This window comes from Thalassotalea sediminis, assembly GCF_030295915.1.
GTDB lineage: Bacteria > Pseudomonadota > Gammaproteobacteria > Enterobacterales > Alteromonadaceae > Thalassotalea_C > Thalassotalea_C sediminis.
On sequence record NZ_AP027361.1, the window covers coordinates 3,302,302 to 3,326,943 of the forward strand.

The 24,642-nt window shown below is 36.9% G+C and carries 20 protein-coding genes, 2 pseudogenes and 1 other annotated feature; of the genes and pseudogenes, 10 read left to right on the forward strand and 12 right to left on the reverse strand.

Features of this window, described 5'->3' with window-relative positions:
* Window position 1 precedes the first annotated feature (1 nt).
* Genes QUE09_RS15060 through QUE09_RS15070 form a run of 3 tightly spaced genes read left to right on the forward strand, consistent with a single transcriptional unit; the run spans window position 2 to window position 3,575 of the window.
* Complete coding sequence (locus tag QUE09_RS15060; RefSeq protein ID WP_286233671.1) at window positions 2–1,039, forward strand: extracellular solute-binding protein; 1,038 nt, start codon at window positions 2–4, stop codon at window positions 1,037–1,039.
* Window positions 1,036–2,559, forward strand: coding sequence for an ABC transporter permease (locus tag QUE09_RS15065; protein WP_286233672.1), 1,524 nt, complete (start codon window positions 1,036–1,038; stop codon window positions 2,557–2,559). The genes QUE09_RS15060 and QUE09_RS15065 overlap by 4 nt, the downstream gene beginning before the upstream one ends.
* Complete coding sequence (locus QUE09_RS15070; protein WP_286233673.1) at window positions 2,556–3,575, forward strand: ABC transporter ATP-binding protein; 1,020 nt, start codon at window positions 2,556–2,558, stop codon at window positions 3,573–3,575. The genes QUE09_RS15065 and QUE09_RS15070 overlap by 4 nt, the downstream gene beginning before the upstream one ends.
* 28 nt (window positions 3,576–3,603) lie before the next feature.
* Here the strand turns inward: QUE09_RS15070 and QUE09_RS15075 are convergent, their stop codons facing one another.
* Complete coding sequence (locus tag QUE09_RS15075; protein ID WP_286233674.1) at window positions 3,604–4,338, reverse strand: helix-turn-helix transcriptional regulator; 735 nt, start codon at window positions 4,336–4,338, stop codon at window positions 3,604–3,606.
* A gap of 123 nt (window positions 4,339–4,461) precedes the next feature.
* On the opposite strand from QUE09_RS15075, the gene QUE09_RS15080 reads away from it, so the two are divergent.
* Window positions 4,462–5,070: a glutathione S-transferase family protein gene (locus tag QUE09_RS15080; protein ID WP_286233675.1), complete on the forward strand. Its 609-nt coding sequence runs from the start codon at window positions 4,462–4,464 to the stop codon at window positions 5,068–5,070.
* Window positions 5,071–5,161: 91 nt separating this feature from the next.
* Here the strand turns inward: QUE09_RS15080 and QUE09_RS15085 are convergent, their stop codons facing one another.
* From QUE09_RS15085 to QUE09_RS15105, 5 genes are all read right to left on the reverse strand, one after another.
* Window positions 5,162–6,970, reverse strand: a complete 1,809-nt coding sequence (locus QUE09_RS15085; RefSeq protein WP_286233676.1) for a M61 family metallopeptidase — start codon at window positions 6,968–6,970, stop codon at window positions 5,162–5,164.
* 145 nt (window positions 6,971–7,115) lie between these two features.
* Window positions 7,116–8,033, reverse strand: coding sequence for a mechanosensitive ion channel family protein (locus QUE09_RS15090; RefSeq protein ID WP_286233677.1), 918 nt, complete (start codon window positions 8,031–8,033; stop codon window positions 7,116–7,118).
* Between the two features lie 92 nt (window positions 8,034–8,125).
* Entirely contained in the window at window positions 8,126–9,751 is a 1,626-nt protein-coding gene (locus tag QUE09_RS15095) for a diacylglycerol kinase family protein (RefSeq protein WP_286233679.1), read from the reverse strand.
* Between the two features lie 18 nt (window positions 9,752–9,769).
* Window positions 9,770–10,705 (reverse strand): phospholipase A, encoded by a 936-nt coding sequence (locus QUE09_RS15100; RefSeq protein ID WP_286233680.1) that lies wholly within the window; start codon window positions 10,703–10,705, stop codon window positions 9,770–9,772.
* A 64-nt stretch (window positions 10,706–10,769) separates the two neighbouring features.
* Window positions 10,770–11,204, reverse strand: a complete 435-nt coding sequence (locus QUE09_RS15105) for a hemerythrin domain-containing protein (RefSeq protein WP_286233682.1) — start codon at window positions 11,202–11,204, stop codon at window positions 10,770–10,772.
* Window positions 11,205–11,634: 430 nt separating this feature from the next.
* On the opposite strand from QUE09_RS15105, the gene QUE09_RS15110 reads away from it, so the two are divergent.
* Window positions 11,635–12,117 (forward strand): DUF2721 domain-containing protein, encoded by a 483-nt coding sequence (locus tag QUE09_RS15110; RefSeq protein ID WP_286233683.1) that lies wholly within the window; start codon window positions 11,635–11,637, stop codon window positions 12,115–12,117.
* A gap of 345 nt (window positions 12,118–12,462) precedes the next feature.
* On the opposite strand, the gene QUE09_RS15115 is transcribed toward QUE09_RS15110, so the two are convergent.
* A complete protein-coding gene (locus QUE09_RS15115; RefSeq protein WP_286233684.1) occupies window positions 12,463–13,398 on the reverse strand; it encodes a hypothetical protein in 936 nt (311 codons plus the stop codon).
* Between the two features lie 455 nt (window positions 13,399–13,853).
* Here QUE09_RS15115 and QUE09_RS15120 point away from each other — a divergent pair, with 455 nt between their 5' ends.
* Complete coding sequence (locus QUE09_RS15120) at window positions 13,854–15,125, forward strand: tyrosine-type recombinase/integrase (RefSeq protein WP_286233685.1); 1,272 nt, start codon at window positions 13,854–13,856, stop codon at window positions 15,123–15,125.
* Between the two features lie 531 nt (window positions 15,126–15,656).
* On the opposite strand, the pseudogene QUE09_RS15125 reads toward QUE09_RS15120, so the two are convergent.
* Window positions 15,657–16,860: pseudogene (locus tag QUE09_RS15125) on the reverse strand (IS3 family transposase).
* Window positions 16,479–16,595 (reverse strand) — a sequence feature (AL1L pseudoknot). (Overlaps the previous pseudogene by 117 nt.)
* A 198-nt stretch (window positions 16,861–17,058) precedes the next feature.
* Here QUE09_RS15125 and QUE09_RS15130 point away from each other — a divergent pair.
* A complete protein-coding gene (locus QUE09_RS15130; protein ID WP_286233686.1) occupies window positions 17,059–17,577 on the forward strand; it encodes a hypothetical protein in 519 nt (172 codons plus the stop codon).
* A 73-nt stretch (window positions 17,578–17,650) separates the two neighbouring features.
* Window positions 17,651–19,618 (forward strand): ankyrin repeat domain-containing protein, encoded by a 1,968-nt coding sequence (locus QUE09_RS15135; RefSeq protein WP_286233687.1) that lies wholly within the window; start codon window positions 17,651–17,653, stop codon window positions 19,616–19,618.
* Window positions 19,619–19,891: 273 nt separating this feature from the next.
* Here the strand turns inward: QUE09_RS15135 and QUE09_RS15140 are convergent.
* Window positions 19,892–20,190, reverse strand: a pseudogene (locus QUE09_RS15140) (integrase core domain-containing protein); the annotation flags it as partial.
* Between the two features lie 335 nt (window positions 20,191–20,525).
* Between QUE09_RS15140 and QUE09_RS15145 the strand changes: the two are divergent.
* Complete coding sequence (locus QUE09_RS15145) at window positions 20,526–21,071, forward strand: recombinase family protein (RefSeq protein WP_286233688.1); 546 nt, start codon at window positions 20,526–20,528, stop codon at window positions 21,069–21,071.
* 26 nt (window positions 21,072–21,097) lie between these two features.
* On the opposite strand, the gene QUE09_RS15150 is transcribed toward QUE09_RS15145, so the two are convergent.
* Together QUE09_RS15150 and QUE09_RS15155 are read right to left on the reverse strand one after the other, a co-directional pair.
* Entirely contained in the window at window positions 21,098–22,114 is a 1,017-nt protein-coding gene (locus tag QUE09_RS15150; protein WP_286233689.1) for a hypothetical protein, read from the reverse strand.
* A 46-nt stretch (window positions 22,115–22,160) separates the two neighbouring features.
* Window positions 22,161–22,952, reverse strand: a complete 792-nt coding sequence (locus tag QUE09_RS15155) for a hypothetical protein (RefSeq protein ID WP_286233690.1) — start codon at window positions 22,950–22,952, stop codon at window positions 22,161–22,163.
* Between the two features lie 338 nt (window positions 22,953–23,290).
* Between QUE09_RS15155 and QUE09_RS15160 the strand changes: the two genes are divergently transcribed.
* A complete protein-coding gene (locus tag QUE09_RS15160) occupies window positions 23,291–23,923 on the forward strand; it encodes a hypothetical protein (RefSeq protein WP_286233691.1) in 633 nt (210 codons plus the stop codon).
* A gap of 194 nt (window positions 23,924–24,117) precedes the next feature.
* Here the strand turns inward: QUE09_RS15160 and QUE09_RS15165 are convergent, their stop codons facing one another.
* Window positions 24,118–24,609, reverse strand: a complete 492-nt coding sequence (locus QUE09_RS15165) for a hypothetical protein (protein WP_286233692.1) — start codon at window positions 24,607–24,609, stop codon at window positions 24,118–24,120.
* Window positions 24,610–24,642 lie beyond the last annotated feature (33 nt).

Here is a 24,642-nt window from a genome sequence, read left to right on the forward strand (position 1 = left end):
CATGCAGCGTAGAACATTCCTACAAACGCTTTCACTCGCTAGTTTAGCAGGCACTATACCAAGTATTTCGTTTAACACATTCGCCAATACATTAAGTGGCGAGTCGGTTAAAGACTTACCTCCTCTTCAAGGTGAACTAACATTATATCTTGGACGTGGGGAAGGTGGGCTGTATGAAGATGTTCTCAATGCGATTAAAAAACGAAACCCTGAATTTACATTAAAGATCAGACGAGGTCCAACAGCTGCGCTCGCCAATATGCTACTTGCTGAAGCAAAAGCGGGCGTTTCTCGTGCTGATCTTTTCTGGGCGGTCGATTCAGGCGCAATAGGTCAAGTTGCAAATGCTGGTTTAGCAAAACCATTACCTGCTGAAATTATGCAACAATTTTCACCCGAATTTCGTTTTAATAATTGGGCGCCGGTCAGTGGCCGTATTCGCACATTACCCTATAATCCAAGCAAAGTTGGTAATAAACAGCTACCAAAAAGCATTATGGAGCTGCCAAATTGTGACCTATCTATAGCATGGGCACCGGCTTATGCTTCATTCCAATCTTTTGTTACTGCCATGCGCCTTATAGAAGGTGAAGAAGCAACGCTGCAATGGCTTACAGCCATGAAACGCAAAGCGAGAAAATATGCAGGTGAACTTGGTGTCGTAATGGCAGTTGAACGCGGAGAAGCCGACATTGGTTTAGCAAATCACTATTACACATTGCGTTTAAAAGCGGGAAAACCCGATGCGAATTTACAACTTGCCTTTACCAATAATGATGCTGGCTGTTTAGTGAACGCTTCAGGCGTGATCAGTCTTACCGAGAACAAGACAGCTGTAGACTTTATACGTTATTTACTGACAACAGAAGTTCAGACGTATTTAGCTAATGAGGCGTACGAAATACCGCTCGCAGGCAATGTAGTGCCACCTAGAGGTATTCCAGCGCTTGATAAAATATCCCCGCCACAAATCGACTTAACAAAATTAGCTGACTTAAGGCCCACGCTCAGTTTAATACGTAAAGCTGGCGTATTATGAATACCTGGCCAAAATCATATATCGTTGCCGCGTTGATTGCAGCGACGGCACTTTTTCCTGTTGGGGTATTGTTATCTTTAGCCGCTGACAGCACACAAGTTTTCGATGCCTATAATATTCAAGTATTAGTAAATACAGTATTACTGATGTTAATAACGGCTTGTGGCGCGGTTTTATTAGGCGTACCACTCGCCATTTTACTCACTTACGTACAAATACCTTGGAAAAAGTTTTGGTTAGTCTTATTAGCAGCACCCTTAGCGATGCCCAGTTACCTTGGCGCATTCACCTTTTATGCTGCCTTTGGTTATAGTGGTGAAATAAGTCAACTTACCGGCATAGAAACACCAACATTTGAAGGTTTGTTTGGCGCAAGTGTCATTATGATACTTTATACCTACCCTTTTGTTTTACTTAGTACTAGAGCAGCATTGAGTAGTTTAGATGCCAGCCAAGTTTATGCGGCAAGAACTTTAGGTATGTCATTATTCAAAAGTTTGTGGCATATCGCCTTGCCTCGTGTTGCGAACGGGATAGCGGCAGGTGCTTTACTTGCCTCATTGTATGCGCTCTCTGATTTTGGTACGCCCGCTTTTATGGGGTTAGATACTTTCACACGCGTTATCTACGTTGAGTACAACGCCTTTGGTTTAAGCCAAGCAGCAATGCTGTCATTACAACTTCTCGTGATAGTAGCATTAGTGTTATATCTTGAGTCTCGCGTAAAGGGAAGCCAAGAACCTCCGGGTAGGCATTTACTTTTTTGGCCTAATAAAAAGCAAACATTGCTCATGATTACTGCGATAATACCGGTAATTCTACTTGCTATCGTGTTACCCATCGGCATCTTTAGCCTTTGGTTATGGCGAGACGGTTTAGGTAACTTTGAATTAGCGTATGCGTGGCACTCAGCACAAGCTTCCATGTTAGCAGCAGCCGCTGCGATGATCATAGCATTACCCTTAGCACATGCGTCTTTGAGAGGTAAAGCGGGACGATTAATGGAACGTATCGTGTTTGTCGGCTTTGGCATACCAGGTATTGTCATGGGAACTGCACTGGTTTATGTTGGCTTACAGCTTCCCTTTTTATATCAAACACTAGGGCTGCTAGTCGTTGCCTATTTACTGCGTTTTTTACCGCTAGCTATCGGTAGCATTAGAACAGCTACCGAAAATTTGGACACAACAACGGTAAACGCTGCTCGCATTTTAGGTGCCAGTCCAAATGAGGCATTTCGACGCATCACACTCCCATTAACCATGCGCGGTGTAATTGCCGGTGGTGCATTAGTTTTTTTAGAGGCCATGCGCGAACTTCCAGCAACCTTGCTATTAGGACCTACAGGCTATGAAACATTAGCAACCTATTTATGGCGCGTTTATGAAGCAGGCTATTTTGGTTTAGCAGCTATTCCAGGGCTACTGCTTATTTTTATTTCCGCACTTGGTTTAATACTGATGCTTACTGGCGAGCGTTTTAACGATCTTGAATTAAATAAGGAATCAAAGGCTAGATGATTGAAGTTACCGATTTAGGTGTTAATTATGGTGAAAATACGGTCATTGAAGATCTCTCTTTTTCTTTAGCACATAAAGAAATTCTTATGCTCGTTGGCCCTACGGGTTGTGGTAAATCGACAATATTAAAAGCGATTGCCGGTTTACTTCCTATTTCTTCAGGACAGATTTCACACGGCAACTGGGTTGCAACTGCGAAACATCACATTGCGCCAGAAAAACGCAAACTAGGCATGGTCTTTCAAGACTTTGCCTTGTTTCCTCACCTAACCGTTTTGGAAAATGTCAGCTTTAGGTTAAAAAGTTTAGATAAGGCAGAGCATTGGCTCAATATGCTAGGGTTAAGCAACTTTAAAGATGTAAAGCCCAATCAGTTATCAGGCGGACAAAAGCAACGCGTTGCACTTGCGCGCACATTAGCGCACGAGCCGGAATTAGTCCTGTTAGATGAACCCTTATCAAGTCTTGATGCGGCTCTGAAAGATGAACTGCGTTGGGAAATTCGTTACGCATTAAAGAAAGCGGGCGTCCCTGCGATTTGGGTAACCCATGATCAAGAAGAAGCGCTATCAATTGGTGATAAAGTCGGTGTGTTACAACAGGGTAAACTCGCACAGTTGTCCGATCCGCAAACGTGTTACGCCCGTCCAGCAGACCGCTTTGTTGCACGTTTTCTCGGTGATGCAAACTTTATTCAAGGCAATTACTCAAATGTTGAGCACGTAGTGACGAGTGTTATGGGTAAATCATTCGTGCATAGTACTGACAATCTTGATAAAAATGTTGAATTATTAGTAAGACCAGAAGAGCTAACCTTGCAATCGAATGAAAACGGCATCGGTACGATCGTTTGGTCACGCTTTGAAGGTAAGAGCCGCTTATTCTTAGTAGAACTTGCAACTGGCGAACGACTTAGAGTAAGAGAACGTAACACGTTACAACTTGAAACAGGTCAACGCGTTAGCTTAGCAATAAGAACCACCACAAAATTAAATGCTTATAATTTAAACAAATAGTAGCTATAAATATATCTGTAGTGCGAGGCTAAATTGAATGGTAAAAAGGGATACAAACATCGGTAAACATGTGCTTAGGCCGCAATTGAAAAACACGTTCAGTAAGGTGAGCTCCTTTAATACGGTCAATACGAAAAACACGAGACGCATTTCGCAAATGATCCCATGCAATAATATACCATATTGGCCAGTTTAATAAGATAAACTGAGCCTCTATCTCTCGTTGTGTATTAATTCCTGCTTCTGAGGTGTACTCAATCGACAAGCTTTTTCTTTGTAAAAAAGATGTCGCCACACGTTCAGAAATATATGATTCGGGTGCTGAATAATGTGAAACCACGTTTGCGCCTGCATTGTCACCTAACATTATCCGCTTACGAATATTGCTTACTGCACTTCGTTGCTTTTCAGGAAAGGCTTGAAAAAGTTTTTGCTTAATTGCTTTCAAATTATTGGTCAGCAGTGGTGAATTCAGTGACTCCATAATGGCTAAAGACAAAATCAACTCGACAACTTCTTGATGGTTTAATTGTAAGCGCTCAATTCCCCAACGACCATTTAAGCGAATACCTCCTCCACGTCCTCTATCAGAATCGATGGGATAACCTGCCGCTCGTAGTTCTGCAATTTCGCGCATCAATGTTCGCTGACTTATACCCAATTGTTCACGTAACTGGGAAGTTTTCCAATGTTCTTCAGAGCGCAGCAAACCAATAAGGCGATTACGACGTTCTGTACGATGTTCAAAGCTTGTATTAGTCATTATTTTAATATGCCAAATAATGACATAAATTACCATATAGTTTCATCACGTTAGACGCGACTTGTAGCATGAGTTAAGTCTAAATTCTTTAAATTTCAACGTATAATGAAAAGGAAACCGAGAATGAAACACTATTTCAATTCCATGAGCAGAGGGATCACAACTGACTGGATGCTTAAAGAGCTTGATGTACAACATGAACAAGTTATCGTTGACTTTGAGCGTGGTGAAAACAACCTCCCAGCGTTTAGAAAAATTAACCCAATGGGTAAACTTCCAGCCCTAGTAGATGGTGATACCATCATCACTGAAGTTGCTGCTATTTGCACCTACCTTGCAGATAAATATCCGGAAAAAAAACTTGCTCCTGAAATTGGTACTACTGCGCGAGGCACTTATTATCGTTACCTCTTTGTTACTGGCAATACACTTGAACCTGCATTTTCACTAGCAGCTTATGATATGGAGCACCCAGCGCCAAATACAGTAAGTTGGGGAGACATGCCACGTATTTTGGCAACGATAGAGGCAATGACACCTGAAAGTGATTGGGTACTCGGAACGCAATTTTCGGCAGCTGATGTTGTTTTTGGTGGTTTGTTGGACTTTTCTATACTGTTTAAGTGGTATGAAGCGTCGCCTAAAGTAGCCGATTATGTTGAGCGCATTAGACAGCGACCAGCCTATAGACAAACGCATCAAACATTTTTAGACATGTCGCAAGTGAATTAAATACTTAGGTTCAAACACGTAAAACATACCTCAATACTACGAAAAAAAGCCAGCGGTTAGGCTGGCTTTTTATCAACAACCCTAAGTAACATTACTTTTTGGTTTCTTCACTTTTAGCTTTAGGGAAATCTAGACCTGTCCATGCTTTAAAAAATGCTTTCTGTTGTTCACTAGCGTCTTTCATCGCTTGAACTTTTAATTCACCTTTTGGTATCGATGCTAATTTAACGTTTTTAGTCGTTAACTGATCACGCCTAAAGAAAGTAAAAGTAACCTCGGTTTCTGGTTTGAAGTTTTTCAAACGCTTTTTCAAGTCTTTATCAGCAATTCGTAAGCCATCAACCGCAACGATAATGTCATCCGTAGTAAAGCCAGCTTCCCAAGCTGGGCTGCCTTTTTCTACTGACGTTACTAGTAGACCATTACTGTGTGACTTTGTGCTCATGCCTGCCCATGCTTGTTTTTTATCTTCTTTACCGTAACTAATTTCTAAACCTGCTTTAGCTAAAAGCTTGTCAAAATCAGGCTTAGCATAGCCATCTACGTTGGTTTTCCACCATGATTGATAGTCATTACCTGTTACCTTGTTCAATACCGTTAACATGTCTTGGTCATTAAACGTTTTAGGTATGCTATATTCTTTGTACAGCACATCATGTACATTGCGGTAACTTTTCTGCAGTTGTGTCTTTTCTAAGATATCGAAGTCCAACATCCACGACACCAAAAAGCCTTCTGAATAAATATTAACGCTATGGTTTTTCGCGTAGTCGCCCCCTTCACTAATCCATTTATCAAAGCTCGCTTGTGCTACAGATTGAGCATCACGACCTGGTTTATGTTTAAAGCCAGTAATACGCTTAGATAGATTCTTCAACCACTCTTTAGTCGTCATTAATTCACCACGCATAAGCAATTGATTTTGCAAATAACTGGTTGAACCTTCAGAAAGCCATAATAAATTAGAGTAGTTTTCATTTTGATAATCGTAAGGAACTAAGCCCTCAGGACGATATTGTTTTACGTTCCAGGTATGAACAAACTCGTGCGCTGCAGTGCCTAAAAATTGTAAATAGTCTTTTCGTTCAGAAAAGCTATAACGTGAACGTTGAATAATCGTCGAATTGAGGTGCTCAGTTGCACCACGAGCACCACTGGTAGCATGCACCATAAAGACATATCGTTCGAACGGATAATCAGACCAAATGGTATTACCTTGCGCAACTAAGACTTTTAGATCTTTAACCATTTTTTCACTGTCATAGTTACCCTTACCCCAAATGACAAGTTCATATTCACGACCATCGACCGTAAATGCATGAAATTCATTGATACCGGTTTCAATTGGAGAGTCTATTAGTACATCATAGTCACTAGCAATAAATTGATGTGGATTTTCTCCACTCGTTAAGCCTGAAACACTACGCCAGTTCTTAGGTGTGGTTAATTGAATCGTATGTTTATCGTCTCGTGACTCTTCAGTGTACATAATGACACCTGATGCATCTAAAAACGCATGACTATCATCTACATGGCGAGTTCTGTAACCTAACTGATTGGAATATACTTGATAACTAACTTCCACACCGTTTTTTAAGTCACCCGTTAATCGCCAAGTGTCTTTGTCAATTTTTTGCCAAGCAATACTATCGCCTTCAACTGAGAATTCACGAATGCCATTGGCTAAATTAAGAATTTCATAGCGCCCTGTACGCCACGTAGGAAGTTTCAAATCAACGGTCTTTTTTACCGATTCAGGTAATGTCATGGTGACATTTGCGTAATGGTGTTCAGCGTTGCTTAAGTCAATATCAACTTTCACATCTGCTAACGCATTCATCGATAGAAAAGCCATTGAAGCAAATGTTAAAGAAGAAACATGGTGAGAAAATTTTTGCATAAAGGATAAGTATTCACTAAATCTAAAGGTGCCGATAGTTTACCTATTTGGTATACAATTTCCACGCTATCAATAAAATTAATCGCTAACAAGTGTAAACAAAACACTCATTAGCTTTAGTGAATAAAAATTAAAAAATATAGGATTAGTCAATTTCAGCATCATTTGTTTTTCTTGAACTCATCATAGCGTTTAGTTTTTCTCCGCCTTTGATGCCAAAATCCAGTGTTCTGATTGGAAATGGTATTGAAACATCAGCTGACGCTAACGCATGTTTTATCTCAGTTACAGCTATATGACGTGCTTGCATAAAACTCGTTTTCCCTGGGTAATCAATCCAAAACCATACCAGTAATTTAATACTACTTTCATCGAAACCTTCAGCATAAACAGCAGTTTCTTGCTTCTTAATTACAAAGTCGCATTGATTCAAATGTTTAACGATAGCTTCTGTCGCTTTTTCAATGTCGTCAGCATATGAAATACCAACAGGCACCTCAATGCATCGTATACCGTTAAAAGAATAGTTAGTTAGAATGTTTCTAAATAAAATTTTATTCGGAACGACTTCTAATTGTCCAAAAAACGTTTCAACGAGTGTGTTTCTAAGGTTGATGGTTTTTACCGTACCAAAAACATGTTCAGCTTCTATCACGTCACCTATTTGGAAAGGTTTACGAATTCCCATAGCGATACCTGCTATTAAGTTTTCCGTCATATCCTGAAAAGCTAAACCTATAGCAAGCCCAACAATTCCTGCACCCGCTAATAACGACGTAACCGTACCTTTTAAGCCGATAAAGTCTAAGGCAATAAAAATACCAACAACGAGCACACACACTTTAAACATCGACGTTAACAGATCTGCAATTTGCTTTGATTCTAATCCTTTACGTAATACCTTAGCGACAATGCCGCCTGTCACTCTAGCGAGCACCGAAAAGATAATTGAAATGAATAATGCAACAACAAGATTTGGCAAATGATTAACCGCGGTTTCTAACCACGTTTGCAATTTACTTTCGATAAGCCCCCAAAAATCATCTATTTTAGGAATATTCATATTATGTTTAACTCCAAATACAAGATTTTCTGAAACGACACCGTGATAGCCAAGTACAATTAATGCGTGCCATCCTGCATAATTTATTAACGTTATGTTGTTTCATCAGGTAAGATCAATGACAGCGATTTAGGCAACACTTCTATATTCAATTGCTCTGCTTTTCTTAATTCGCCGTCGATGACAAATTCAAGTTCATGATCACTAACAATAGATAGTTTTTTCGCTGTTTTATGATGACATGTAGGTGAAGATACGTTTTGTTGGATGCCTGCAATCGCCAGCTCTGTTAACCCCATTAAATGATCCGTAATATCATTTGACTCGGGCAACCACGTAATATCAAGCAAGCCATCGTCAATATCTGGGTTACCACCTCCTTGAGCAAGCAAGGTTGTGAAAGGTGCAGCATTAGCAACTACTAAACTTGAGGTCTCAATAGTATCCTCTGGTTGGTCGTCAAAACTAACACGCAGTGTTAAGCGCTTATTTGCTGAAACAGCTTCTAGGAATGCCTGCAAATAAGCAAATTGGCCACCATCATCCTTTTTCTTTCTGTCGGCGCCCTTAATCATTCGGTGTTCAAAACCAATACCAGCAACCAGTAACATCAACTCATCATTACACTTTGCCGTGTCAATACGCTTTTCCTTGTTTTCAAGCAATGCCTGACAAGCGACCGTAACAGGATCTAGTTTCGTTTTAATTCCCAACAATACATGAGCAAGCGCATTGGCCGTGCCCATTGGTAAAATACCCATTTTCTTATTTGTGGAAACAATTTTTTGTGCGACCTCGGTTAACGTGCCATCGCCTCCGCAGGCAACAATTTTGTCCTCACCTGCCTTAATTGCTTCTTCAGCCAACGTTTTTGCAGACACGTCCGGTGTTGTTTCTTTAATTTTAACCACATACTTCTTCGTCAGTAGGTTTACGACTTCTCTACGATATTCAGGCCATTTTCCTCCCCCCGAAACAGGATTAGCAATCAGGGCAAGTGACTCACCCAGTACCAAAGCGTGTTCACTGTGCAATTTATTAAGTTTGCGTAATTGATGATTATTCAGCCCCGCTGTTTCGCGTATTTTCTTAATTATATTTAAAGCATCTGCTGTAGAATCGGCACTTCCTTTTGCCAGCAAATAAGCAGCCACAACCATCACAGATCGCCCTCGACCTAACGCGCAATGTACAACCACATTTTTATTTTGACGACGTTGACTTTCCAACCAGTTAATCGCGTGGATAAGTTTACGTTTAGACGGCGCTTTATGGTCAAGAACAGGGATGTTAAGGTAATTAAAACCTGCACTTTCGGCACTCCAGTCAACACCATCAAATTCAGCAGTAACATCTAATATGCCATGAATGCCCTCTTGTTTTAGCCGCTCCATATCAGATGGAAATAAACGACAGGCTAAATAGAGGTGCTCATTTATTTTTTGTATCGCAGGCACGCTGTCGTTTTTTCTCGCCCAACTATTGTAAAGTTGCGCCCCTAGTAAAAAGGGAATAAACACCCAACGAATATACAACGGAATACTGCCATTTGATTTTTTTCTAAACGTTGATGGAATATCAAAAATATATGCCAAGCTCACAGAGGCTAGTGATAAACCTATCCAATAAAATACCACTGAAAAATAAAAGCTATTCACAAGAGCAGCACATATAAACGCGGTAATTGCCCCTAAAACATAGTACTTAGTAATAAACATGAATATTGCTCCGTGTCACTATAAAAATGTTAATTGAATACCTAGCCCAATGCGCTGTTGATGACGGTTATAGTCAATTAATGAGTCGCCATAGCCATTAAAGTATTGCAATAAAACTTCATAACGTTCATTTATTGGGTAAGAAAAATTAAGCTCAACACTACCTTTATTATCACTTGTTCGTAGGTTGTTTCGGATCAGTGCCATCATATTGATATTATTAATTTCTGTACCAATACCTATTTCACCATAACCTAAATAACGCGTAATATCTGGATTGTCATCCCCGGTGGAATCAAACGGATCTTCTTTCTTACTTTCCTCTAAGCGATACCACGCTTTTATATGATAAAAAAATGATTCATCGCTAAAAATGGCCGCCGCATAAAGTCGATTCCAACCTCTTGATTGCAAACCACTGCGACCATTTGATTGATGCGAGGCGCCTAGTACTAATTGATTAAATTTAAACCCCATAAACGATAATTGATTTTTCCATGAATAAAATACCTCTGGTTCATAATTAGTTTCTCTGAATGGCTTTGAACCTTCGCTGTTATATACCTGCCAGAATGACGTTGCAGTAAAGCCAAAATATAAACCCGAATTATTTTGCTCGGTTAAATAAATAGGTAATTTAATACTCAGCTGATACTTCGCTTCGATGTTATCAATATTCTTTTGATTTAACCCTTTGGCGTCTAAAGGGTTTGGATCACTTACGTAGGTAAATGGCAACAAGTAGTTTTGACGATATTGAGAAATAGAAAACGGGTTTGATGTCGCTTTACTGTTTGATTTATCGCGTTCATCTAATATCGATTTTTGTTTACTTGCCTTCGCTTGAGGTTCTGTGTAGGCATAGGCAGAATTTAAGCTCAAAACAAACAGTAAAACGATCGTACTTACAATGCCTTTCTTGCTTATTAAATGATTAATGACAACTTGATGCATAGTCTTCCTTAAAGATACCGAACACCATTTTGGCTCGGTTATAGGTTATATTCGGCACGAAAAATTAGTGAGATGTTTGCATTTCTTGTTGATATTTTTTCGCTAATGACTTTTTCTGTTCATCCGTTAATACGCGACCAGCTTGTTGAAAAAACTCGCGTTCCTCTTCAGCAAGATGATGTAACACTTTATGCTGCAGCGCCTTCATCGTTTTTAACCAAGCAGAAGAACTCATATCAGTTGTTTCTAGTTCTGCTAAGTATTCGTCTATTTCCTGATGCTCGGCAATACCATGACGTGTGATATCAATAGTGCTATCTTCTGCAATCAAAGGTGCATAAAAATGACGCTCTTCGGCAACAGAATGTTGTGTTAAATGTTGTTTAAGATCACTGAAAAACGCTCTACGGCTTTTCGAGTTACCATTAGTTTCAACCAATGCTTTCATTAATAAACGTTGCTTATCATGATCACCGCGAATGGCGCTAAAAATATCCATTGTAAACTCCTCTATTACAAATTCACTTAGATATTGCTATATACATGCCAAAAGAAAAATAAACTCTTAACATATTGTTTTTATTTGGATTAATAAAGATCACGAAGAAAATTTACGCTGATAACATTGTAGTGACTATGTAAAATTTACAATACAAATGTAAGAGTCGCTAATCGCGGCAGATTTACCAACCTTTGGTACTGGCGAAGTAAAGTAACTTATTAAAAGATATTGGTTTAGCTATAAATTAAAGCCAAGCGAAATAATAATCCCGTACTAAAGTGATGACTAACAGACTATGCTGTAATAAAATTGAGAATGACTAAATTCAGTCTACTGATACACAGAGCCCCCTAAGTAACAAAAACTGCGTACGAACAATTATTATTACGCAGATGATCACAGCCATTTAAACAGAGCTCATGGAATTATGAATAATCAGATCTTAGACATTATTACGATTGGCGGGGTTATACAGTCAGCTGTAGCACCTGTGTTTTTGATAACGGGCGTTGCATCGCTTTTAGGGGTACTATCAAACAGACTTGCTAGAGCAATGGAGAGAGCCCGCAATTTAGAGTTTGCGATACCTAACACAGAAGACAGTTCATTAAAAAAAGCGCAATTTAATGAGCTCGACTACTTATGGACACGTATTTCGGTGCTCAATAAGTCGTATACCCTATGCTCATTGTGTGCCTTACTTTTATGTTTTGTTATTGTATTACTCTTTGTTAGTCATATATTTGCGATAAATTTATCAACAAGTATAGCCATGGTCTTTATTGCCGCCATGCTCAGCTTGATCATCGGACTAATAATGTCATTACGAGAAGTATTCATTGCAACGAAAGCCCTTCGCGCCCGCTTTAAAGAAAGAAATATAGACAAAGAAATGATCTTAAAAGAGTAGTATACATAGTGAGAATGGCACCAATACAAGCACCTTTAACAGTACCTCCAATTGCTTGTATCGAATAAAAGAATCAATAACACTCGAAATATGGCATGCTAGAGACGTATTTTATCTATCTGAAAACAAGAAGTACGTGACCATCAAATGCGGATTGTCAAAGTCAATATTTAAAAGTACAGCGTTGTGATAACAGTACAAAAAATTTGAAAATGAAATTACATAATCAAATTAGAAAACACTAAAAGGGCATCAATTATCATCAACACATTTGATTCTTAAGTTGCAAATTTAAGGCTATTTCAAACTCGCCGAAGCTAGTTTGAAATAGCCTAATTAAATTATTTATTTGCAAATTAACCTAGCAACGGCTTCACCATTGGCTTTTCTTTCAATAACATATTCACAATCTTTAATCGATGTACTGCCGCCTCCGGTATAACCACCATTGGTAATCACTTGAACACCTCGAACTTCTAACTGATGCCACCAATCAACAAAGTGCCCCATATGACCAGTATTACTAGCGCTTAACTCCTCTCCACTTCTATATGAGCCTAAACCAGATGATACTGTAGGAATAATATTTCCTTGTTTATCCAAAACATGTTTGAGCGATAAAACGATCTTTACTTTAGTACCGTTCACTGTTGCTAAGCCAATATTCATTTCAGCCGATGTACCGTCAGTAAACAAAATAATCAATTGACTTGATAGGTTTAATGTTGTGCCAATAAATGGTAGTGAAATTGACAAATTTGCTTTCAGCGTTTGATTTTGCGCATCAATGATAACAAATTGTTCTTTAACAGTTGGATCATTCATAATTCTATTACTCATCATACCAGCAAATTGTTGAGGGTAACTGGCAATTTGAAAACCACTTTCAAACTCATCATTTGCAGCTAATTCGATGGTACTGATTGACTCATCTATATATTGAATTGCATCACGACTCGCAATAAATGCATTTTTTACTGTTGAAGAAAGTGCTGAACTTTTATTATGTGTACTAATAAGTTCAACATAAAAATCATCTACTTGGCCAACTTCGCCATTATTTTGCTGAAATGCGCGATATTCATCAATAATAAAATCATTGCCTTGCTGATCAATAATCCAAATTTTTTGACCATCGATAAAGGCTGCAGTCTGCGCTCTAACTTGTTTCCCTTGCACACTACAATAATTACAGTTGATAGCACTAGTTTGCTGAAACGCTTGCGCATTGGTTGGATTAAAAGCACTAAAAATAACGAACAGTAAAATAACAGACTTCACGGGCATAACTCCTTGTTTATAATTTGATTTCCTATCTATAAATCAGTTTAAAAGCTGATTTATAATACTCATAATGAATATATCTCACAAAGTAAAGTAAAAACTTTAAGGGGCACACATAAAAAGCTCACAACACGAGCTCAGAATCGCTATAAATAATTAAATGTAGCGTTTTATAGACCTTATTAAACGAACGTGATTAGCAGCTAGACATAAACTTAAAGGAAAATTGAACACAAAAAAACCAGCTAGATAGCTGGTTTAAGTTTCTCTACTCTCAATTAAGTAAAGAAAATGGTACCGGAAGCCGGACTTGAACCGGCACGCCCGCAAAGGCAACGGATTTTGAATATAACATGCTTATAAATAACAATTGATATCAACAAGTTAAAACAAAGATCAAGCACTTTGCAAATTCTTTGCAAATAATCAAGTTTTCATGAATACTAGCGTTTATGACGACTCAAACAGAACGCCACGACATCCAAGACGGATTGTACGTTTACAAACAAAACAATAGCGAACGTTGGTACTCTCGCTTTGTACTTTATGGTAAATGGTACAGTAAAGCCACTAAAGAAAAAGAACTAGATAAAGCTATTGCCCGTGCCCATATTACCTTTATGGAGTTTAAAGTTAAGGCTGAAAATAATTTACTAGTTAATAGTAAACGCTTTAAAGATGTTGCTAACCGAGTCATTAGCAAGCTTCAATCCGAGTTAAAAAATGGTGCTGGTAAAATTACCTACCGTGATTATATTCAAGCTCTAAACAAATATCATATAAAGTTCTTCGATAGAACCTATATCACTAACATTGATCAACAAAAGATTAATGCCTTCAATGAATGGCGTGAAAAACAGCTGGGTCGTATACCTGCTAAGTCGACGTTACTCACCCATAACTCTGCAATGAATTTGGTTTTTAAAGAAGCCATCGAACACAAATGGATGATTGCAGCCCAAGTACCTGTGCTATTTACCAAAGGTGAAATGGGGAAAAGACGTGTAGCTTTCAGCCAAGAAGAATATGATAAAGTTTATGATACTGTTCTAGATATGGCCGGAAATAGCAGAAAGAAAAAAACAAAACAGATACGTGAATTACTTCTTAGCTATATGGAGTTTTGCGTTAATACTGGTATTAGACCCGGTACAGAAATGGAAGGCATTACTTGGGGTGATATTGAAATGACTCGTCAAGGTCATAATGTTCGTTTCAAAGTTAAAGTCCGTAAAGGTAAAACTACTAAACATACTGGCACTAGAACAGTTATAGCCCGTGATCAAGTATGGGATTGTTTAGAGGAATTACGTGAACGTTTTCCAAATCGTAAACCAAATGATAAATTATTTCGGCTTGAAGACGGTGAACGCACTAATGAATTGGGGGTAACGTTCAGAAAAGCATTAGAAGAATGCGGTTTAAAAGGTTCAGCAGATGAGCCAAGAACATTATATTCATTGCGCCATAGCTATATTACATGGCAACTATTACGTCGTGATTTACGCTTAGATATTTTAGCTAAACAATGCGGAACTAGTGTTGCAATGATCGAACAGCACTACTCTCACGTTGTTCCAAGCATGTTCGAAGAAGAGCTTTCAGGTGTGAAGTTCGCAGCAAAGCCTAAGAAAGAAAAGCCACCGACAAAAAAAGTACTAGCGACATTAGAAAATAGATTTAAAAGCTGGGAAGCCGAATTTAAAAAACGTGGCTGTATTTAATACAACCACGCTCAACAAGACCCGACACATAAGTTAACTTCACCAATACTCATAACACTATGTTTTTAATTAGTTTTTATTAAAGTGTAATTTTTGAATTTTGACAGTAAAATTTTTCACGAAAGCGAATGATCTCGTTCTCAAATCCCGAAATCAGCTTTAGTATCGCTAATAAATTTTACGTTTAAACTTTTAGAAAGCCTGGACTTCCCATACACTCCGTTGCGGCAAAGGTAATTTGACTGATAAAATATAATACAATTCCAAAACTTAAGTGCCTCATAGACATATCCTTATTTTCTAATATTCAACTTATAAATATTTAACAAATGAAAAGCAATATCGCGCACGACACTTTTATTAACAATTTTAAATGTAATAATTTTGGTAAAAATTTTTTAATTGAAGTTTCATACGACTCAGAAACTACCTGCTAACACAAAGGTGATATTCTTTGATCTAAAATTGACTAGCATCTATACATTCACTCCATGAATCGCCCCGGTAAATTCGGAGGAGGATTTATTTGAGTTATGCTGCCTGATCATCAGACAGCTGTCTATAGTAATTTTCCTCATACTCTGCTGGTGGAATATCGCCAACTGAACTTAAGAGGCGTTTGTTGTTAAATCAATCAACCCAATTCAAAGTGGCCAGTTCAACTTGCTCTAGGCCTTTCCAAGGGCCATCTTTATGGATAACCTCAGTTTTGTATAAGCTATTAATCGTTTCAGCCAAAGCGTTACCGTAAGAATCACCAACGCTACCAACAGATGCAGTAAAGCCAGCTTCATTAAGCCTGTCGGTATATCGAATCGAGACATACTGGCTACCACGATCTGAATGATGAATAACGCCTTTAGGCTTACCTCTTGCCCATAAGGCCTGCTCTAATGCATCTAAGATTAGCTGTGTTTTCATTGACTTTAACGCACGCCAACCAACGACTTTTCGTGAGAATACATCAATATCAAACGCGACATAAACAAAGCCTGACCATATGGCAACATAGGTAATATCAGCTACCCATAACTGATTAGGACGATTCGCAGTAAAGTTTCGATTAACGTGATCTAAAGATTTTTCTGCATTCTCGTCAGGTATAGTGGTGATACAACGACGACCTCGACGAACGCCTTGAATACCAAGGTCTTTCATTAATCTTTCAACCGTACAACGAGCGGCCTTAATTCCTTCTCGTTTGAGCTGTTTCCATACTTTAGGCACGCCATATACTCGGTGATTTTACTGCCATACACGCTGAATTTCAGACTTAAGCTTTTCAACTGTGTGATGACGCTTGCAGCGTAGCTTGTCGTTCTTTTAAAGCGCCTTATGGCGATGTAATGTGGATGGCGCAATTAGCAAAACGTTGCAAATTGACTCGACACCATACAAATCACGATAGTAATCAATAAAATCCACTATTTCTTTGGTTTGCGGTCGAGTTCCGCTTGGGCAAAAAAAGCGGCTGCTTTTCTCAGGATTTCATTGGCTTGTTTTAAGTCTCGATTTTCTCTTTCTAATTCTTTGAGACTAGCTGCTGTATCAGTGGGGATACCCGGTTCAATACCAGCATCAACTTCTTATTGCTTGATCCAAGCTCTCAAGGTTTCTGGTGTACAACCGATTTACCGGCAATAGATTGAAAAGCAACCCATCGTGATGAGTGCTCATTTTCTGATGTTAAAACCATACATACTGCGCGTTCACGCACTTCTGGTGAGTAAGTCATTCTTTTTTTCTTTGGCTAATTCTCTCAAGAAAGTTAGCCTCCGACAAACCCAGTTTGATTCACCATGTTTATTAAGTGCTCATTTACATTTGTTAAATATTAGTTTACGTTTGTTAAATATTAGTTTACATTTGTTAAATATTAGTTTACGTTTGTTACATATTTATAAGTTGAATATTAGAAAATAAGGATATGTCTATGAGGCACTTAAGTTTTGGAATTGTATTATATTTTATCAGTCAAATCACCTTTGCCGCAACGGAATGTAGGACCTATTCGACAGGAGAAGATGGTTATCAATCTTCTATTTATGCTTGTTTTTGGAAACCAGATCCTGGTCAAAATAGTTTAGGTGGAAGTGATACGTCAGTTGCTGATTATCTAAACGGACAAATAGGAGCTAAGCTCCCAACACAACAACAGTTAGAAAATCAAATTCAAGATGCTGAAGATAATTTCAAAAAGTGCATTAATTCAGCAAATAATGGTATACCCACCTGTTATAAAGATCGAATCGATGAAACCTATGCTCTTTGGGTAGGGTGCGTTACTTTATTTACTGCAGGGACTAGTGGTCCTCCCAGTCCTTTAACAATCGTAGGTACTTTAGGTGTTGCAGGTTGTGATAAAACGGCTAATTACGAGTATCAAAGAAGTGAAAAAGTATGTAAAGACCAAGCTGCTAAGAAAAAAGAACAATGTACATTTGAGGTTTAATCTTTCACAAATTCAATCTGTGTGATTTGGTCTTAGTGTGATTAAAATGAGTTATTTCTTCAAAAGTAGGTTTATGAAGTTAATTTTAACAAGTATACTGGGCATTATCGTTCTAGTGGTTGCAATGTACTTTTATAATAAAATTACTCTAGAAAAGATTCCACCCAAGCCAGAAAATAGAACAATCTATTCAAAAACAAAGAAAGAAGAAAATAACGAAGAGTTTTTTTCAAATAAAACTGATAAATTTGAACAACTCGATATCAAATCGTGCCATAGCTACTTAAACTCTGAACAACCAAATAGGGATTGGGCTATTAATGCTCGCAACTATATAATTTACTACTCTAAAGAGGTAAATATTGACAATGCGGATGAATTTGCCCTCTACTCAGGTATTGGCGTTTATAGAAACCGCATTTTAAGAGGTTTTAATCCAAAATACTTTGTAAAACCTAAGTTTGACGATATTGATTTTGAGTTGCAAGAAAATTCAACAGAAAAACTATTCAAAAAATTATTAACCAAACAAACTAGTGAAGAAATGTTGACATTCATTTCTAATTTACCTAATAAAAATAGTTATTTTCTAAATGGAGGTAAACTCAAGCATATATTAGGTTTCGCAGCACAATATAAATATAACAACTCTCTACTAGATGTCATCGAGTTAGGTATTCCTGTTTTTTATTCAGATATTGTTGATTTAATCAAAGCCGATATCGACACGTCGATATTAATTAAAGTAACGGAATATAGTAACTTATCAATTTCAAAAAGATTAAAAGGCTCTTTTGCTTATACATCTTTAGCGAATATAGCTTTAAAATATGAGCGTTTCGACTTTGCATATTTTTTAATAGAAGCTGGCAGCCCAACGAACCCTGATTCTTATAGTGAAAATGGATTAGATATCCTTACAAAGCACCGCAATAAGATGTCCCAAGATGAATTTATAAAGTTATTTGAAAAAATACGAATTAATACACATCAGCCATTCAACAAACATTTAGGTAAAGCCATAAACAAACACCTCAAAACTATTGGATATACTGATAGTGATACATTTTTTGTGTTTGATAAAAAATTAATGCGAGAAGACATCGTCATCGAGCAGTTAGTAGATGATATGCATAAGCAATTATTAACAAATTTTTCTTCTGTAGACCCTGAAGATCTCCCTAAACATTGCATAAACCCTCTTGGCTTGCTTTATACAAACTTAGCGCTAACTTTAGGTCAACAAAAACAAAGCACTCTCCACTCTTATCAATATATTGTTGAAAATGATGATCTGATGTTTGACAAAATATTACAAACCTTTGGTAATGCTGAGCTAGCTATTAAGTTTATCGGTGAAGAAAAAACACTTGAATCTAAAAGAAAAGTATATTCTATAAAATCTAAACAAGCGCTGAATCAAGCTTCATCCGCAACTGAAACGAAAACTGAGTATATTTTGAGTGAAGATGTTATTAACAAGATCTTTGAACTAGCGCGACAAAGGCGCTGGGATGAAGCGATAACCCTTTTGAAGAGTAGTAACATAGATGAAAAAGAAATTTATACTGGATTGTTGCATGTTGCCATTTATACTAATGCTGAAATTAAAACAGTAGATTGGCTCATATATAAAGGTGGAGAGCTATTAGAGTCAACAATTTTCACTTTAATTCAAACTAATAATGTTAAATTAGCGGAATTTCTATTAAAAAATGGACTAAACATCAACTACATTGATGCATTTGGAAACACATCAATTTCAAATTCGGTAAAATTTGAAAAGCTTAATATGTTGAAGTTTTTGTTAAAGAATGGAGCTGAGAAGAATATGTTCAGTACTAATTATAACGCCTTAGACTTCGCATTATTACAACTTGGTAAAGGAAAAGATATGATTGAGTACATTGATGAACTATTGATGAGTGGTTATGTTGTCGAATTAAGTCACATCCAAATTATCGAGAAAATAAAAAAAACTAACCTTAAAATTTATAATAAACTAGTAAATAACAATCCAGTTTTTATCTTAAATGAATAGTAATATGACTAAATATAAAATTTTCAATATACTGAACATTATCGCTTTAACGGCCCTTTTAACCTATACTGAAACTAATACTTATCTGATTATATTCGTTTGTACCGCCTTTTCTTTTATAAGCTATAACCTCTTTAATTTAGAGAATAAACTTGATGCAATGGGTAAAAAATAAATATTTAATCAAAAGTTTTAGTGGGTATAACCGCTTAAATAGTTTTTCCCACATTCCCGGATTATTTGAAATTTCCGATAAACAGCTTTATGTAGTGATCAACTAAAACTGACCACCTTGTTATAAGTTTTCCAATATTTGTATTCGGCCTCTAATGGCGATAACCCACCGTTATTCTGGTGGGGGCGATAACGGTTATAATAACCAACAATATATTGGTGAATGGCGTTTATTGCATGAGTGGTATTTTCATAACCTCTACGTGGCATCCACTCTGTTTTAAAGCTTCTAAAAAACGCTCTATTGGTGCATTGTCCCAACAATTCCCGCGTCTACTCAAGCTTTGTTGGATGCCATATCGCCAAAGCTGTTGACGAAAACTACGACTTGTATAATGACAGTCTAGTGTATGTTTTAAGCACACTCTAAATAGCCGTTTATTGGATATTTTCTAATATTTTCGGCTACTTAAAATCACCTAAAACCAATTGGTAAGTGTATGGTTTAAGCCTACTTCAACTGGACACTGACCTTAAGCCAATGTGGTTTCAAGTAAAAATCAAACCAAGGCATAGAACTATGCCAAACCTAGTTCCTATTGAGGATGACCTGTAAAAGGGCACTCAAAATAGCCGTTTATTGAACGCGAATAATTATGTCTATTTTGAGTATTGTGGCTTTTAAAATATCCAATTATTTTGGAGCTCTAGACTTAAAACATACGGTGAGATTATGAGCGCACAAATTGGTTACATTCGTGTAAGCACAATAGAGCAATCAACAGCTAGACAATTATTAAACATTCAATTAGACAAAGTTTTTACCGACAAATGTAGCGGCAAGGATACAAATCGCCCTGCTCTTACTCAACTCAGAGAGTTTGTTCGTGATGGGGATATAATTCATTGTCATGATATCAGCCGAATGGCACGATCTACAGAAGATCTACTCCGTCTAGTGAAAGAATTTACTGCCGAAAATATTACCTTAAAGTTTCATAAAGAAAACTTAACTTTTGACGGCACTAATAACCCAATGCAACAGCTTATGTTGACGATGCTTGGTGGTATCTATCAATTCGAAAGAGCTATGATTTTAGAACGCCAGCGCGAGGGGATTGCCATTGCCAAAGCTAAAGGTAAATATCGCGGTAAACAAGTAAACCAACAGCTACACAATCAAATTCGCGTTCTTTACAAGCAAGGGATTAACAAAACCCAAATAGCTAAACAACTTGGGTGTGCGAGAGCAACTGTTTACAAGGCTTTGTCACCATAAAAAAAAGAGAGGGAAAAACCTCTCCTTTACTTTTGAAAATATACTTGTTCTACCTTAATACGCGCATCTTTCAAACTATCATTAAACTCTGCATTACTTGGATCAAGCACAACAGCATATTTCATGTATTGTCTTAATTGACTTTCAATTAAATTTTGGTTTACCACTATCATTTCAAAACGCTTTAATTCTTCTTTGACTTTCCGCTTTTCAGATCCAGATAGACGTTCCAATATAGGCTTTAAACCATTCATCTTACAGGCCAGCAAAAAATAGAAATTTAAAAACTTACAGCCTTCCATTTGCTTCATGTCATAAACCTTAAACCTGTTAAATTTTTTAAGTAATTGAACTTCATTTAACACTTCATCCATAGATAGCTTTAATCGCCTTTGCCTCAACTCTATTCTCGTATCAAAATACTCATCATCTGGTAGTTTTTTGTCTTCCTTTTTATTCATAGCTGAATAGATACCGACATGAAACGGAGACTTTTTACTATTGAAATAGTAGCTTTTGGGTATTCCACCTTTGTAAAAAGTTGCACTAGTCCGAGTATTTAAACAATCAAAGACAAAATTATCCAAAAGTTCATCAATATCAACTCTAACATCCAAGGCAGCAGTTTCAATTTTAGAAAAAACTTTTCGATAGACCTTTTTAGATATAATCCCTTCGATAAAAACTCTTGCCCATAGCCAATCCCTTAATCCATAAGGATGGCCTTTAAAATGTATCTTCATAAAAGAACGAGTAATATCTTTTGGTTCGACAAATAGTAATAAATGAGGTACTTCGTGATTTTCTAGCTTGTAGTTAAACCTATACTGAAGGGGTATTCGAACAAAGTACTTATAACCCTTTTTTGACTTAGCAACCTCTGATTCAAAGCAACCAAATAGCGTTGCGAGATTTGTAATAAGCCAGTTGAGAGTCTCAACTATTTTTACCCTTGTTTCGTGATACTTGCTTTTATTAAGCTCATCTATACGAATTTCCCAAAAATCGAGTGCTGTTTTAACTTTTTCATTTTTAAATGACATAGTAATTCCTTAGTTGGGAATTTATTCCCAACTAATACTGATTGAATTAATAATTAAATTGTTTGATTAACTTTTTAATGCTTGGACGAGGAAGGGATTCAATAACTAACTTAGAAAGATTTTCCTTATCGACATTGCAAAAAGATTCAACAATTGCGCCGCAAATAACATCTTCAATCTCATCAGGATCTTCCGAGAGCAACTTAGTAGCGGTTTCAATAAAATCAACAAAGATCGTATCATCAACGCACTCTTGATTTCTTGCCCAACAAATCAAAGCACTGTTAAAACAACCAATAACTTCTTTTTCTAATTCAGAGCCATTACCTTCATTATCATTATTAGAGCTATTAGTTCCTCCACTTCCCTTATCACTGTGTTCGCACTCTGGAGGATCAATATAATCTAGGTCTACCAATGCCTTTTCCATCGACTTTTTAGAGACAGTTTTTTTAGTAAGGCCAGTAAGATTAGCAACTCCTGTTTCTTCAACAATATGTTGGAACACTTCTTTCTGCTTTGCTGGTTCAAGTTTTGCGCGAATTAAAGGCTCTAAAGCTGAATAAGAGTTTGTGCCAATAAATTCCTTACCACCAACGTTATATTCAATTTCACCAGCATTTGCTTGATCGTTGCATGTATCATATGAATAGTCGATTTCAGGCACAACAATCTTCTTGATGAAGTCCTTAAAACTATCACAATCATATGCAATATGCGCTTGACCCAGTTTCATAAAGGTTAATGCCTTACGGATAGCTAAAGACCCTTTACTCATTTTTTTTAAAGACTTTTTAACTTCAGCTTCTTGCATTTGTTTAACTGTAGATTTACTCATTACAAACCTCTTTTAAGTAATATAAAAATAAAGTTTTTCTGAAATAAAAGCGGGGCCCTCGCTCTTAATTCTGGTGATTATATTACTGACTAAATAGGCTTTTTTAGAGTCAAATCAGTCGGTTTGTTTAGCTTAAAAAATCATATACTGTCTTATTTTCTAAATGGTTCAAAACCACGTAACCACATGAACTTAAATAAAAAAATTTGCAGCGAAAAAAGTGAAGAAAATAAATTTTCACACTTTATTTTTTAACCGTTTTTTAACAATCAGTAGATCGCATATAAATAAAGCCCTACAATCGTTCAGCAAGTACATTTAACGTAAGGTTTACTTTAATGGGACGAATTAAAATTGGAAATAAAAAAAAACCTTTAATATTAGAAAACGAATTAATCGATAGGCCATTGATTACTGATAATATTTTAAAGAAAGAATTGAAATTTTCAGACGTTGGAGCCAGTGGGATTGATCTTTATTTATTCAATTTGTCGGGAAATCCATTCATTTCCAAGCAAGCATTAAGGATAGGAGTGTTTTTATACGCATATTTCAAAGAGAAATTTATAAAAACTAAAGGTATTAACTGGAAAATGGGGGAAGCATTCTACATTTCTAGTAAGGATAGAATTTCTGATAATCATGAGGAAGAAGAGTATTTCCGTTGCACATACCGAGGGGCTATATATGACTATCCTCGTCCGCTAAAAGATTTAATACTTGAGCTATCAGAGTTTGGTATCGACATTTCAAGCTCTAATTTGATTAAAGCTTTAAATGAACTTCATAACTTCCACTATATAACTATGTCTCCACGACCAGTTAGAGAGGTTGGAGGAAAAAGCTTATATTCTCGCACTTGCTTTAGGCACATAAGAATATATCAAGGTATGGTTGATAAACCATTTTACTATTACTTAAATAGGAAGGAAAAACTCAGTAGAAATAAAGATAATCAAAACAGCAGTTAATGGGTTGTACTTTATATAGATTATTTAATAAATCTATGTTCTAAATCGTACCTATTATAGCCGACACATTATCGAAGCTATGAATACTCGTGTTGGAAGGCATAGATAATTTTAATGCTCTATTAATCAACTAAACCCTCCATAGCAGCCATATGCAAAACACATAAACAAGTTGAGAGTCTCAACTAGTACTTTCACTCTGCAAACTGTGGATTTTGAGACAACAATAACTCGTATATATCAAGCCGAGAATTTTTAATTAAGGTTAGGTGTCGCTGAGTAACATGATCCCTAAACTCATGTATACCGCCCTCCTTGATATCGGCTTCAACAAATGCCTGCCATTTTTCGAGAAGCAGATCTCTGGAAGTATTTTCAGCAAGGAGATCGTAATCTTCATGCGCACCCGAAACTGATCCCAGCCAATGTGTAGATATACCATCACTTGATATCTGATAAATCTCCACCTGTTGTAATTCGAACCAATTGTCCAGTGAAAGAAAATGAATTAAGGCAATATAATCGTGAGTTTGTGGCTCAATTGGAATAGAGATAATCAATTGTTCTCCTGCACCATCAGGGGCTTTTAACGAATCTTCAAAATAAGCAATAACGTCCGGTTTTAATTCAAAAGACAAGTTGCGCGTATCAATGACAGGAGTTAGATCTAGGGTTATTTTTTGCATTGTGATATTTCCTACTTAGCAGTTTAACTAACT